Origin of the sequence: Streptomyces similanensis, assembly GCF_039543625.1 — a bacterium.
GTDB classification, from domain to species: domain Bacteria; phylum Actinomycetota; class Actinomycetes; order Streptomycetales; family Streptomycetaceae; genus Streptomyces; species Streptomyces similanensis.
The window spans coordinates 1-12,891 of record NZ_BAABKC010000114.1 but is presented as its reverse complement, the minus strand read 5'-3'; the positions used below and the strand labels follow the sequence as shown (position 1 = coordinate 12,891).

The 12,891-nt window shown below is 71.1% G+C and carries 8 protein-coding genes, 4 tRNA genes and 1 pseudogene; 4 read left to right on the top strand and 9 right to left on the bottom strand.

What is annotated here, in order from left to right; genetic code table 11:
* Window positions 1-8: 8 nt before the first annotated feature.
* A complete protein-coding gene (gene purM / locus ABEB07_RS32655) occupies window positions 9-1,097 on the top strand; it encodes a phosphoribosylformylglycinamidine cyclo-ligase (RefSeq protein WP_176149605.1) in 1,089 nt (362 codons plus the stop codon).
* Window positions 1,098-1,226: 129 nt separating this feature from the next.
* On the opposite strand, the gene ABEB07_RS32650 is transcribed toward purM, so the two are convergent.
* Both ABEB07_RS32650 and ABEB07_RS32645 read right to left on the bottom strand, forming a co-directional pair.
* Window positions 1,227-1,481 (bottom strand): DUF3073 domain-containing protein, encoded by a 255-nt coding sequence (locus ABEB07_RS32650; RefSeq protein WP_164589623.1) that lies wholly within the window; start codon window positions 1,479-1,481, stop codon window positions 1,227-1,229.
* A 330-nt stretch (window positions 1,482-1,811) separates the two neighbouring features.
* A complete protein-coding gene (locus tag ABEB07_RS32645; RefSeq protein WP_176149604.1) occupies window positions 1,812-2,900 on the bottom strand; it encodes a Leu/Phe/Val dehydrogenase in 1,089 nt (362 codons plus the stop codon).
* Between the two features lie 230 nt (window positions 2,901-3,130).
* Here ABEB07_RS32645 and ABEB07_RS32640 point away from each other — a divergent pair, with 230 nt between their 5' ends.
* Window positions 3,131-3,991: a hypothetical protein gene (locus ABEB07_RS32640; protein ID WP_176149603.1), complete on the top strand. Its 861-nt coding sequence runs from the start codon at window positions 3,131-3,133 to the stop codon at window positions 3,989-3,991.
* Window positions 3,992-4,541: 550 nt separating this feature from the next.
* The gene (gene bldC, locus ABEB07_RS32635; protein ID WP_003949541.1) at window positions 4,542-4,748 is read left to right on the top strand and encodes a developmental transcriptional regulator BldC; all 207 of its coding nucleotides are present in this window, start codon (window positions 4,542-4,544) and stop codon (window positions 4,746-4,748) included.
* A gap of 477 nt (window positions 4,749-5,225) precedes the next feature.
* On the opposite strand, the gene ABEB07_RS32630 is transcribed toward bldC, so the two are convergent.
* The 7 genes and pseudogenes from ABEB07_RS32630 to ABEB07_RS32600 all read right to left on the bottom strand — a co-directional run bounded on the left by ABEB07_RS32630 (window position 5,226) and on the right by ABEB07_RS32600 (window position 12,208).
* The gene (locus ABEB07_RS32630; protein WP_345671657.1) at window positions 5,226-5,459 is read right to left on the bottom strand and encodes a DUF6274 family protein; all 234 of its coding nucleotides are present in this window, start codon (window positions 5,457-5,459) and stop codon (window positions 5,226-5,228) included.
* A gap of 347 nt (window positions 5,460-5,806) precedes the next feature.
* Window positions 5,807-5,881 (bottom strand) — tRNA-Asp (locus ABEB07_RS32625).
* A gap of 93 nt (window positions 5,882-5,974) precedes the next feature.
* Window positions 5,975-9,976 carry an ATP-dependent RNA helicase HrpA gene (gene hrpA, locus ABEB07_RS32620; protein ID WP_345671656.1) on the bottom strand — a complete coding sequence of 1,334 codons (4,002 nt, stop codon included), beginning with the start codon at window positions 9,974-9,976 and terminating at the stop codon, window positions 5,975-5,977.
* A gap of 190 nt (window positions 9,977-10,166) precedes the next feature.
* Window positions 10,167-10,243, bottom strand: a tRNA-Phe gene (locus tag ABEB07_RS32615).
* Window positions 10,244-10,267: 24 nt separating this feature from the next.
* Window positions 10,268-10,342 (bottom strand) — tRNA-Asp (locus ABEB07_RS32610).
* A gap of 50 nt (window positions 10,343-10,392) precedes the next feature.
* Window positions 10,393-10,465, bottom strand: a tRNA-Glu gene (locus tag ABEB07_RS32605).
* An 80-nt stretch (window positions 10,466-10,545) separates the two neighbouring features.
* Window positions 10,546-12,208: pseudogene (locus ABEB07_RS32600) on the bottom strand (metallophosphoesterase family protein).
* 140 nt (window positions 12,209-12,348) lie between these two features.
* On the opposite strand from ABEB07_RS32600, the gene ABEB07_RS32595 reads away from it, so the two are divergent.
* The gene (locus tag ABEB07_RS32595; protein ID WP_164589629.1) at window positions 12,349-12,699 is read left to right on the top strand and encodes a metallopeptidase family protein; all 351 of its coding nucleotides are present in this window, start codon (window positions 12,349-12,351) and stop codon (window positions 12,697-12,699) included.
* Window positions 12,700-12,891: the final 192 nt, after the last annotated feature.

Sequence of the window (12,891 nt, the reverse complement as noted above, 5' to 3'; positions counted from 1 at the left end):
CCCAGGCAATGTCTGAGACAACCACCGGCGCGTCCGGCACGTCCGGTGCTTCCTACGCGGCTGCCGGCGTCGACATCGAGGCGGGCGACCGCGCCGTCGAGCTGATGAAGGAATGGGTGAGGAAGACGCGGCGGCCCGAGGTGCTGGGCGGCCTCGGCGGCTTCGCCGGCCTCTTCGACGCCTCGGCGCTGCGGCGCTACGAGCGTCCGCTGCTCGCCTCCGCCACCGACGGCGTCGGCACCAAGGTCGACATCGCCCGGCAGCTCGGCGTGTACGACACGATCGGCCACGACCTGGTCGCCATGGTCATGGACGACATCGTCGTGTGCGGCGCGGAGCCGCTGTTCATGACCGACTACATCTGCGTCGGCAAGGTGCACCCCGAGCGGGTCGCCGCCATCGTCAAGGGCATCGCCGAAGGCTGTGTGCTGGCGGGCTGCGCCCTGATCGGCGGCGAGACGGCCGAACACCCCGGGCTGCTCGGCGCGGACGACTTCGACGTCGCCGGGGCCGGTACGGGCGTCGTGGAGGCCGACCGGCTGCTCGGTCCCGACCGCATCCGCACGGGTGACGCCGTGATCGCCATGGCGTCCTCCGGCCTTCACTCCAACGGGTACTCCCTGGTCCGGCACGTGCTGCTGAACCAGGCCGGCCTGGCCCTGGACGCGCACGTCGAGGAGTTCGGCCGCACTCTCGGCGAGGAGCTGCTGGAGCCCACCAAGATCTACTCGCTGGACTGCCTGGCGCTGACCCGCACCACCGAGGTGCACGCCTTCAGCCACGTCACCGGGGGCGGGCTCGCCGCCAACCTGGCCCGGGTGATCCCGGACGGCCTGCACGCCGTGGTCGACCGCGCCACCTGGACCCCGGCCCCCGTCTTCGACCTCGTCGGCCGGACCGGCGACGTCGAGCGACTGGAGCTGGAGAAGACCCTCAACATGGGCGTGGGCATGATCGCCATCGTCCCCGAGGAGTCCGCCGACGCGGCCCTGACCACCCTGGCCGACCGCGGGGTCGACGCCTGGGTGGCCGGCGAGATCACCGACCGCGGCGCGCACCCCGAGGGCGCCGCCCTGGTGGGCGACTACGCGGGCTGAGACACGGCGACGGCCGTCGGCGCTCCGGCGCCGACGGCTGGGGCACGGTCACGAGCGCGGACCCGGGCACGGACAGCACAGAACCCGGTCCGTGGGAGACCCACGGACCGGGCAGTGGTCAATGCAAGGTCAAGCGCCGCGGCGACGCTGGTGCGAGGAGTTGTCGTCCTCTTCCTCGTCGTCGTCCTCGTAGAGGTCGGCGTACCGTGCGTACAGGTCGTCGTCTTGCTCATCTTCCTCGAAATGGTCGCCGTTGGTCGGCGACGGATTCGACGTCGATGCGCCCAGCTCCTCGGCCAGGCGTGAGAGATCAGTCCCACCGCTGTTGTACTTCAGCTGGCGGGCGACCTTCGTCTGCTTGGCCTTGGCCCGGCCGCGCCCCATGGCTCGACCCCCTCAACGACGGGGCTCGACGGCCCCAGAGTCTTGACACGCGTTCATGATCCGGCACGGGCTCTCCGTGGAGAGACCGGTCCGTAGGGCTTCCACGGTACCTGAGCCCGCGCCCATACGGTACGTCGCCCGCAGGAAGCACGTGTGCGCAGGACCTTCGAGGCGCCCCGTCCTCGCTGGTCAGTGGCGAGTTTAACCACTTCTCGGCGGGCGACCCGCCGGTCGACGTGAGAGTTGTCTCCCACCGCCTGCCGACAGGTACCGGTCAGCCGTGCGACAGGGCCGTGCGCGCGGGCGTCCGGCGTCCGCGCGCACGGGAGGTCACCTGCGCGCGTCCGCCATCCGCCGCTCCGCGATCCGGTCGGCCGCCGCGGCCGGCGGAATCCCGTCTTCCTTCGCACGTGCGAAGATTGCGAGCGTGGTGTCGAAGATCTTCGCGGCCTTCGCCTTGCACCGGTCGAAGTCGAAGCCGTGCAGCTCGTCGGCGACCTGGATGACCCCGCCGGCGTTCACCACGTAGTCCGGCGCGTAGAGGATCCCGCGGTCGGCGAGGTCCTTCTCGACGCCGGGGTGCGCGAGCTGGTTGTTGGCCGCGCCGCACACCGCCTTCGCGGTCAGCGCCGCCACCGAGTCGTCGTTCAGCGCGCCGCCGAGCGCGCAGGGCGCGTAGACGTCGAGCCCCGGCACCCGGATCAGCGCCTCGGTGTCGGCCACCTGGGCGACGGACGGGTGCGCCTCGACGACGCGCCGCACGGCCTCGGGCCGCACATCCGTGATCACGACCTCGGCGCCCTCGTCCAGCAGGTGCCGCACGAGGTGGTGCCCGACCTTGCCCACGCCCGCGACGCCCACCGTGCGGCCGCGCAGCGTCGGGTCGCCCCAGACGTGCTGCGCCGAGGCCCGCATGCCCTGGTACACGCCGAAGGCGGTCAGCACGGAGGAGTCGCCCGCGCCGCCGTTCTCCGGGGAGCGGCCGGTCGTCCAGCGGCACTCGCGCGCCACGACGTCCATGTCGGCCACATAGGTGCCGACGTCGCAGGCGGTGACGTAGCGGCCGCCGAGGGAGGCCACCATGCGGCCGTAGGCGAGCAGCAGCTCCTCGGTCTTGATCTGCTCGGGATCCCCGATGATCACGGCCTTGCCGCCGCCGTGGTCGAGCCCGGCCATGGCGTTCTTGTACGACATGCCGCGGGCGAGGTTCAGCGCGTCGGCGACGGCCTCCGCCTCGTTCGCGTACGGGTAGAAGCGGGTGCCGCCGAGGGCGGGGCCCAGGGCGGTGGAGTGCAGGGCGATGACGGCCTTGAGGCCGCTGGCACGGTCCTGACAGAGCACGACCTGCTCGTGGCCGCCCTGCTCGGAGCGGAAGAGGGCGTGCAGTACGTCAGCGGATGCGCCGGTTACGTCGGTCACTGTGGTGACTCCCGGGTAAGTAGCGGCGGGCGGGACGGGCTTCCGTGAAGGTGGCGGAGGCCGTGGCAGGAGGTTAGACCCTGACTCGCCCGGCACGGGCGCAGTGGTCCGGATCACCCTCCCTAGGAGTACCTTCCCATCCGGACGTGCGACGATTTGCCGTGGTTTTCCGTCCGTCCGGGCGCGGGCCGGCCGGGTTTCGGTTCCGGACCGGTGGGGAGGGAGCAGGCGTGCCCAAGGTGTCCTCCGTGGTCGTCCCGTACGCGGCCTACTTGCGCGTCTACGAGCCGCTGGCGGCCTTCCCGGAACCGGAACGCGGACACTGGACGCGCTACGCCCGCCGCGAGGACCGCCCCTCCTGCCAGGACGAACTGCGCCGCTCGCTGGCCGACCTGCTGCCCACCCCGCCGGTGGCGGTGCCGGTGCACGAGAGCCCGGACGCGTTCGTCCTCGACGTGGACGGCGTGGTCTGCGTCTGCCCCTGGCGCACCCGGCTGCGCGCCTGGCGGGCGCTCGACGAGCTGGCCGGGGAGCTGCCGGCGGTGGTCCTGGACGCGGCGCTGCCCCCGCTCCTGCGCCACCAGGCCGCCCAGGACCACGAGCGCTGGCTCGCCCGCAACCCGGACGCCCGGCCGTGGATCCGCACGGCGACCTGGCAGGTGCCGCTCACCTGGTTCGTGCTGGTCGCCGACGAGGAGCGGGAGTACACGAAGGGCACCGGGGCCGGCGCGGACTGCGGCGACGGCGCGCCCTCGCTGCGCTACCGCACCCCGATGGTGCAGGCGCGGCGGCGGGTGGCGCGGGGGCTGCGGGCGCTCAGGGACGCCATCGACGAGGGGCCGCTGATCGACGGCCTGGTGGACGTCGGCCGCTGGCTGGAGGAGTTCCACCCGCGTTCCCTGGTGGAGCTGGACTACGGCGGCCTCGTGCACGTGCTGCCGGCCGGCGATCTGGAGGGCGACCACTCGGCGGCGGACGTGGCCGAGGGGATCGAGGCGCTGCGCCGGGGCGACGCGGAGAGCGCGGGGGAGGCGTACGGGCGGCTCGTGGAGCGGTGGCGGGCGGTACGCGACCGGCGCTCGGCGAACTGACGTACGAACATGTGACCTGCATCACGGCTCGAACGTGGCCGAACGACGTACGGTCAAGGGCCTTCGGCGGAACTGACGGGGCGTAGGGAGCGAACGGCGGCGGCCGGTCGCGATCCGGGCCTTTGTTCCAAGGGTGATCTACAGCACTTACAAGACCCTTGCCCTGCTTGCCCCTCCTCATGCCAAAATAGGACAAGGAGTCCGGGGAGGGCTCCTTCCGCCCATCTGTGCTCCGATCTGGGCGGAATCTCAGCATTGCACGCTTTGGGGGGTCTGGTGACTTCCTGATCACCCTGTGACTGATCGTCACAGTGGTGTGACTGTCCGCTATGGCATGGTCCATCGGCTTCCGTCGCTGATGAACACCTGGGAGGGCAATTCCATCGGTTTGGCCGACGCGGCTGGACAGATGGTGTAGTTGTAGTGCCGAGGACAAGCCGTTCGTCCTATAACCGACTCGACTCGCGTCCGCCATTTCGGGCAACGCGGGTCAAGGTGCAGAATTTAAGGAAAGAACCGAGAAGGTTCGGTTCTCCCGAGGAGGCCGCTCATGACCGCTCGCACCCCTGATGCCGAGCCGCTGCTGACCCCGGCTGAGGTCGCCACCATGTTCCGCGTCGACCCCAAGACGGTCACGCGCTGGGCGAAGGCCGGCAAGCTCACGTCGATCCGCACGCTCGGCGGGCACCGCCGCTACCGCGAGGCCGAGGTCCGCGCTCTGCTCGCGGGCATCCCGCAGCAGCGCAGCGAGGCCTGAACAACTCCATAACCGGGCAAACCGGCTGGTCCCCCAACTGGCTGTCATGTCCGGGCCCATAGCTCCAAGCGACGCGGGTCCTGCCCCAACAGGCCCCACGCCCAAGCCGTCAGAGCTCGTCAGGCAAGTGAACAGGGTGCGTCGTAGGTCGCGCTGGACTCCGCCGGGTCCAGCGCGATCTTTTTTGTGCGTCCGAGGGGGCTGTGGGGCGGCTCTGTGAGCGGCCTTGTCGGAGCCTGGGGAGGGGTGTCGAATCCTCTGTGGAGACACTTGCGGACAAGTGCAATTGCACATATTAAATTGACCCCTTGTAGGAGAGGTGTAAGTCCCGGGCTTTCCAAAACTCGTACGGTGACACCCGTCACACGGCTGACCGCTTGTTGGCCGCCGTCGCGGTGCGCTAATGGAGGTTCCGGTTCCACCACCCCATGCCCGCACGGGAGTTCGGTCCCGAGGCGGTCGGGCGCGGGGTCCGGGTCACGCGGGGGAGGGCTGCGGCCCGCTCTCCGGCGCTGCTGCCGCCGCCCGGTCCGCCGGCGGCTCCGGCGCCGTCTGCGGGGCGTCGGGGGCCGCCCCGGGCGCGCTGTCCATCGCGAGGCGCAGCAGGTGGCGGCAGACGGGGCAGCGGCGCGTGGAGTGGCGGTAGGACGCGGCGGCCGCGAGGTGCGCGCGGAGCAGGGCCCGTGTCTCGTGCCTGGCCGATGCCGCCATACGCCACCTCCAGCGGGGGCCGTACCGGAACGGCGCCCCGCTCCCTGGGTACCGAGCGAATGTGACTCCGTCAAGACACGGGACACCCCGCGCCGCGTCCGTCCCGCCCGCCGGCACCGCCTCGCCTGCGCGGGCAACGGGGGCGGTCTTGACGGGAGTTGCGGCAGCCGCACCGGCCCCGGTACGCCGAAGGCCCGCTCCGTTTCCGGAAGCGGGCCTTCTCAACTGCGGTCCTGACGGGATTTGCTGTGTCCGATCGCGGCTCCGCCGCGGGCGCGGCCTGCGATGCGAGCGGCTCCGGTACGCCGAAGGCCCGCTCCGTTTCCGGAAGCGGGCCTTCGCAACTGCGGTCCTGACGGGATTTGAACCCGCGGCCTCCACCTTGACAGGGTGGCGAGCACTCCAAACTGCTCCACAGGACCAGGTTTCGCGGCGCGATTCCTGCGTTGCGCTGCGAGATGAGACTTTACAGGAGGCTGGCCGCTTGGTCGAACTCACTCACTGTGCCGGGGCTGTCACGGCGCCGCCGCGTCGATCGCCTTCACGATCCGCTTGTCCGAGACGGGGTACGCCGTGCCCAGCGCGTGGGCGAAGTAGCTGACCCGCAGCTCCTCGATCATCCAGCGGATGTCCCGCACCTGCTGGGGCACCGGGCGGCCCTGCGGCAGCTGTTCGAGCAGCCAGGCGTACTCGTCCCGCATCTCCTGGACCTTCTCCATGCGCGTGGTGTCGCGCTGGACGTTCGTCGGCATCTGCTGGAGCCGGCGGTCGGCGGCGACCAGGTAGCGCATCAGGTCGGGCAGCCGGCGTATCCCCGCCTCGGTCACGAAGCCGGGCTTCACCAGGGCGTCCAACTGCGCCCGCACATCCGCCAGGTTCGGCAGCAGCACGGGGCTGCGGACGGCCTTCAGACGGCGTTCGCAGGCCTGCCAGGCGGCCAGCACCTGCTGCACCTGGCCCACCGCCCGCACCGTCACGTCGACGATCTCGGCGCGCACCTTGTCGTACAGCTTGCGGTACGACTCCTCGTCCCACGCCGGGCCGCCGAACTCGCCGATCAGCCGGTCCGCCGCCGCCATCGCGCAGTCGTCGAACAGCGCCTGGACCGAACCGTGCGGATTGGCCGACAGCGCCAGCTTCTGCTGGTTCGTCAGCTTCTCGGACGCGAACTTCGCCGGGTTGACCGGGATGTTGCGCAGGATCAGCCGGCGCGTGCCCTTCCACATCGCCTCGGCCTGCTCGGCCTCGCTGTCGAAGAGGCGTACGGAGACCGTGTCGCCGTCGTCCACCAGCGCCGGGTACGCCTTCACCGGCTGGCCCGCCCGCCGGGTCTCGAAGATCCGGGTGAGGGCGCCGATCGTCCAGTCGGTCAGCCCGCCGCGCTCCAGCGACTCGCCGCCGGTGCGCTCGGCGGTCGCCGCCGCGGCCTGGGACAGGGCCTTGCGCGCCTTCGGCCGGAGCCTGAGCTGGAGCGCTTCGAGGTCCTTGTCCTCGGCCAGCTTGCGGCGCCGCTCGTCGACGATCCGGAAGGTGATCCTGAGGTGGTCGGGGACCTTGGCCCAGTCGAAGTCCTCGGCCTCGAACGGCACGCCGACCATCCGCTTCAGCTCGCTCGCCATGGTGGTGGTCAGCGGCTCCTGGAGCGGGACCGCGGTGTCCAGGAAGCGCTGGGCGAAGTTCGGCGCGGGCACGTAGTGGCGGCGGATCGGCTTGGGCAGCGAGCGGATCAGCTCGGTGACGACCTCCTCGCGCAGACCAGGGATCTGCCAGTCGAAGCCCTCGTCGGTGACCTGGTTGAGGACCTGGAGCGGGATGTGCACGGTCACGCCGTCCGCGTCCGCGCCCGGCTCGAACTGGTACGTCACCCGGAACTTCAGGTTCCCCTGCCGCCAGGAGTCGGGGTAGTCGGCCTTGGTGACCGCCTCCGCGGACTCCCGGATGAGCATCTCCCGCGCGAAGTCCAGGAAGTCGGGCTGCTCGTGGCGCTTGTGCTTCCACCAGGAGTCGAAGTGCGCGCCGGAGACGACGTGCTCGGGCACCCGCTGGTCGTAGAAGTCGAACAGGGTCTCGTCGTCGACGACGATGTCCCGGCGGCGGGCCCGGTGCTCCAGCTCCTCGACCTCGCTGAGCAGCTTGCGGTTGTCGGCGAAGAACTTGTGGTGCGTGCGCCAGTCGCCCTCCACGAGGGCGTTGCGGATGAACAGCTCCCGGCTGGCCTCGGGGTCGATCCGCCCGTAGTTCACCTTCCGCTGGGCGACGATCGGCACGCCGTAGAGCGTCACCTTCTCGTACGCCATCACCGCGGCCTGGTCCTTCTCCCAGTGCGGTTCGCTGTACGTCCGCTTCAGCAGGTGCTCCGCGAGGGGTTCGACCCACTCGGGCTCGATCTTCGCGTTGACCCGCGCCCACAGCCGCGAGGTCTCCACCAGCTCCGCCGACATCACGAACCGCGGCGGCTTCTTGAACAGCGCCGAGCCGGGGAAGATCGCGAACTTGGCGCTGCGGGCGCCCAGGTACTCGCCCCGTCCGCCGTCCTTGCGGGCGCCCGGCGCGGCGTCCTTGGACTCCTTCACGTCCTTCATGCCGATGTGCGAGAGCAGTCCGGCCAGCAGCGAGACGTGCACGCGGTCGGCGGGGGCGTCGTCCTCGTTGAGCTGGATGCCCATCTGTTTGGCGACCGTGCGCAGCTGGGTGTAGATGTCCTGCCACTCGCGGATGCGCAGGAAGTTCAGGAACTCCTGCTTGCACATGCGCCGGAAGGACGACGAGCCGCGCTCCTTCTGCTGCTCGCGGACGTAGCGCCACAGGTTGAGGAAGGCGAGGAAGTCGCTGGTCTCGTCCCGGAAACGGGCGTGCTGCTGGTCGGCCTGGGTCTGCTTGTCGGAGGGGCGCTCGCGCGGGTCCTGGATGGACAGGGCCGCGGCGATGACCATGACCTCGCGCGCGCAGCCGTTGCGGTCGGCCTCCAGCACCATGCGGGCCAGCCGCGGGTCCACGGGCAGCTGGGCGAGCTTGCGGCCCGTCGGGGTGAGCCGTTTGCGCGGGTCCTTCTGCGCCGGGTCGAGCGCGCCCAGCTCCTGGAGCAGTTGCACGCCGTCGCGGATGTTGCGGTGGTCCGGCGGGTCGATGAACGGGAACTTCTCGATGTCGCCGAGGCCGGCCGCGGTCATCTGAAGGATCACGGAGGCGAGGTTGGTGCGCAGGATCTCCGCGTCGGTGAACTCCGGCCGGGCGAGGAAGTCGTCCTCGGAGTACAGCCGGACGCAGATGCCGTCGGAGGTACGGCCGCAGCGGCCCTTGCGCTGGTTGGCGCTGGCCTGCGAGACCGGTTCGATGGGCAGCCGCTGCACCTTGGTGCGGTGGCTGTAGCGGGAGATCCGGGCGAAGCCGGGGTCGATGACGTACTTGATGCCGGGGACGGTCAGGGACGTCTCGGCGACGTTGGTGGCCAGCACGATCCGGCGGCCGGTGTGCTGCTGGAAGACGCGGTGCTGTTCGGCGTGGGACAGCCGCGCGTACAGCGGCAGGACTTCCGTGCTCTGCCAACCAGCGCCTCCGGCGCGGGGGTACCGCTTCTTGTCGAGCGCGTCCGCGGTGTCGCGGATCTCCCGCTCGCCGGAGAGGAAGACGAGGATGTCGCCGGAGCCCTCCGCCATCAGCTCCTCGACGGCGTCGGTGATCGCGGTGATCTGGTCGCGGTCGGCGTCGTCGGAGTCGTCCTCCAGCAGCGGCCGGTAGCGCACCTCCACCGGATACGTCCGCCCGCTGACCTCGACGATCGGCGCGTCGCCGAAGTGCCGGGAGAAGCGCTCGGGGTCGATGGTGGCCGAGGTGATGACGACCTTGAGGTCGGGCCGCTTGGGCAGCAGCTGGGCCAGGTACCCGAGCAGGAAGTCGATGTTGAGGGACCGCTCGTGCGCCTCGTCGATGATGATCGTGTCGTAGGCGCGCAGCTCGCGGTCGGTCTGGATCTCGGCGAGCAGGATGCCGTCCGTCATCAGCTTGACGAAGGTGGCCTCCGGGTCGACCTGGTCGGTGAACCGCACCTTCCAGCCGACGGCCGCGCCCAGCGGGGTGTCCAGCTCCTCCGCCACCCGCTCGGCGACCGTGCGGGCCGCGATCCGGCGGGGCTGGGTGTGCCCGATCATGCCGCGCACGCCCCGGCCCAGCTCCATGCAGATCTTCGGGATCTGCGTGGTCTTGCCGGACCCGGTCTCGCCGGCGACGATCACGACCTGGTGATCGCGGATGGCCGCCGCGATCTCGTCCTTCTTCTGGCTGACCGGCAGCTGCTCGGGGTAGCTGACGGCGGGCACACGGGAGCGCCGGGCGGCCATGCGTTCCTCGGCCTTGGCGACCTCGGCATCGATCTCGGCCAGGACGGCGGCGCGCGCCTCCGGCTTGCGGATCTTGCGCGCGCCTTCGAGCCGGCGCCCGACGCGGTGCGCGTCGCGCAGCGACAGCTCGGTGAGACGGGAGGCGAGAGCGCCCAGGGCGGGGGCGGGATGCGTAGACATACGCGATCCAGGATCTCACCTCGGGGAAATTGCGCGCGAATGATTTGCCGGTGGCGGTCAGCGGGAGTGCGCCGGACAGCGGGAGTGCGCCGGACAGGGTGCGCCGGACAGGGTGCGGGGACGCACTGCGAGGCGCACGAGAAAGCCCCTCTCCGTGGTGCCGGAGAGGGGCTTTGGCCCAGAAGGGCGGTGGTGGCTGGGGCCGGGGTCGAACCGGCGACCTATCGCTTTTCAGGCGATCGCTCGTACCAACTGAGCTACCCAGCCACGAGGTTTCACGTGAAACCTCAGCGGTCCTGACGGGATTTGAACCCGCGGCCTCCACCTTGACAGGGTGGCGAGCACTCCAAACTGCTCCACAGGACCATCTGGTTGTGTGCGAACCAACGTGAGTAAGTGTCGCACACCGTACTGCGTGCCCCCAACGGGATTCGAACCCGTGCTACCGCCTTGAAAGGGCGGCGTCCTAGGCCGCTAGACGATGAGGGCTATCGGCCCGCCTGGGCGCTTCTCAGCGCGTCGGGGACGTGAGAAGCATATGGGATGGCGGGGGGTATCGCCAAAACCGTTCACGGCCCGGTGGGCGAGGACGGCGCGGAGGGGGAGGCGGGCCCGGTGGCCGGCGGGGCCGCGCCCGGCTGGTTCTCCTTCGGAAGGTGCCGGCTGACCTCCGCCGTGGTGAGTCCCAGGCCGCCCAGCCGGATCTCGTCCCAGGCCTGGAGGCGGCGGCTGTCCCGGTCGAAGTAGAGGAGCGACGCCTCGATCGGCGCGGGGCGGCCGCCCTCCAGGGCGCGCAGACCGCCGCCGCCCGTGGAGCCCTCCCGGCGCAGCCGGGTGCCGAACTTGAGGATCTCCGTGCCCTCCTGGTGCAGATGGCCGCACAGCACCAGGGGCACCGTGCCGTCCGTCTCCCGCGCCGCCACCGGCTCGTGGGCGATCGCGACGTCGACGGGCGTGCCCCGGGTGCGCTCGTCGCGCAGGGCCGAGGCGAGGCGGGCGCCGGCCAGCTCCTCAGAGGCGTCGCCGCCGACCGGCGAGGAGCGGTCGGGGGGTGAACTGGGGATCGCCCATCCCGGCGAAGCGCAGGCCGGCGACGGTCACGGCCCGCCCGTCGTCCAGGACGTGCACGTTCTTCAGGTGCTCCAGGTAGCGCTGGGTGGCGGGCGAGTCGTGGTTGCCGCGCACCCAGACGTAGGGCGCGCCCAGGTTCTCGACCGGGTCGAGGAAGGCGTTCTCGGCGGCCGTGCCGTGGTCCATCGTGTCGCCGGAGTCGACGATCACGTCCACCTGGTACTGCCGCACCAGCGAGGCGATGATCTTCCAGCTCGCCGGGTTGAGGTGGATGTCGGAGACGTGCAGGACCCGGACGGTCGTCGGATCGGGCTGGTAGGCGGGGAGCGTGGAGGTGACGTCGTAGAGCTTGGTCACGTTGGTGACCAGGCGCGCCAGTTCCCGCTGGTAGACGTCGAACTCGGTGACGATGCTGCGCGCGTCGCCGACCAGGGAGGGCGCCGAGGAGAGCAGCCCGGAGAACCTCGGCTCCAGGACGGACTCGGGGTTCCAGGTCGCGTACGCCGTCGCGCCGGACGCGGTGAGCAGCGTCAGGGCCAGGCCGCCGGCGGCCAGGGCGCGGCGCGGGCGGCGGTAGACGACGAGGCCGAGCGCGGTCGCGCCGAAGACCACGGCGGCGCAGGAGCGTACGGCCAGGTCGAGGGCGCCGTGCTCGACGTCGTGCGCCACCTCGTCCTGGAGGCCGGAGATCCGCTCGGGGTGGTCGACCAGGGCCTGGGAGCGCTCGGGGTCGAGCCGGTCGACGTTCACGTCCAGGCTGACCGGGGCGGTGTGGCTGCGCAGTTCCAGGGAGCCGAGCGGTGAGACGTTGATCCGGGTGCCGCCGGTGAGGGAGGGGCGCAGGGCCATCGTGGTGTTCATGGGGCCGACCGGCACCCGGGTGGCGCCCACGCACAGCAGGCCGAGCCAGGCCCCGGCGATCACGACGGCGACCAGACCGAGGGCACGCGGCCAGGGGCGGGGCTCGGGGGCGAGGGTGGTGATGGGGTCGGAGGCGGTGAGGGGGGTGGAGGCGGTGAAGGGGGTGGAGGGGGCGGAGGCGGTGACGCCGGGGGCGCCGGGGGCGCGCACCGCCCTTCGTATGCGGTGCCGTATCGCCCGGGTCCCCCGGGCGAGGGAGCGGCGGCGGTTCAGGTCGGCGGCGGGGTCGCGGCGGGCCATTGGTCGCGTATGCCCATGGGCGGCACGAGATATTCCGGCGCGCCGGTGGCTCTGGGGGCGGGCCGGATCCTCGTGGTGCGGGCGGACCGGATCCCCGTGGTGCGGGCGGTGGGCGGGGTTCGTGCCGGACAATGGCCCTTGTGCTGGAGATGACGCGCGAGCAGTTCGAGGAACTGGTGGCCGAGGCCCTGGACCGGATCCCGCCGGAGCTGACCCGGCTGATGGACAACGTCGCGGTGTTCGTCGAGGACGAGCCGCCCGCGGACGACCCGGAGCTGCTCGGGCTGTACGAGGGCACTCCGCTGACCGAGCGCGGCGAGTGGTATGCGGGTGTGCTGCCCGACCGGATCACGGTCTACCGCGGGCCGACGCTGCGGATGTGCGAGACGCGCGAGGACGTCGTCGCGGAGACCGAGGTGACCGTGGTGCACGAGATCGCCCACCACTTCGGGATCGACGACGCGCGGCTGCACGCGCTCGGCTACGGCTGAGGGACCGTTTCCTTTTGCGGGCGTGGGGAGTTGGGCACGGAGACTTCTTCTCCCGGAGGTGGCTTCCGTGCGCCCCTTGCCTGTTTCCGTCCGGCTCGCCGCCGTGGCCGCCGCCCTCACCGCCGTCACCGGCTGTATGAGCGTGGCGGACCACGAGAGCGGCGGGTCCCGGCCGTCGCACTCCGCCGGCCG

Bases quoted from the DNA above. Each gene is read 5' to 3' on its own strand.
- purM (WP_176149605.1), top strand. From the start codon at position 9: ATGTCTGAGACAACCACCGGCGCGTCCGGCACGTCCGGTGCTTCCTAC.
- ABEB07_RS32650 (WP_164589623.1), bottom strand. From the start codon at position 1,481: ATGGGGCGCGGCCGGGCCAAGGCCAAGCAGACGAAGGTCGCCCGCCAG.
- bldC (WP_003949541.1), top strand. From the start codon at position 4,542: ATGACCGCTCGCACCCCTGATGCCGAGCCGCTGCTGACCCCGGCTGAG.
- ABEB07_RS32630 (WP_345671657.1), bottom strand. From the start codon at position 5,459: ATGGCGGCATCGGCCAGGCACGAGACACGGGCCCTGCTCCGCGCGCAC.
- hrpA (WP_345671656.1), bottom strand. From the start codon at position 9,976: ATGTCTACGCATCCCGCCCCCGCCCTGGGCGCTCTCGCCTCCCGTCTC.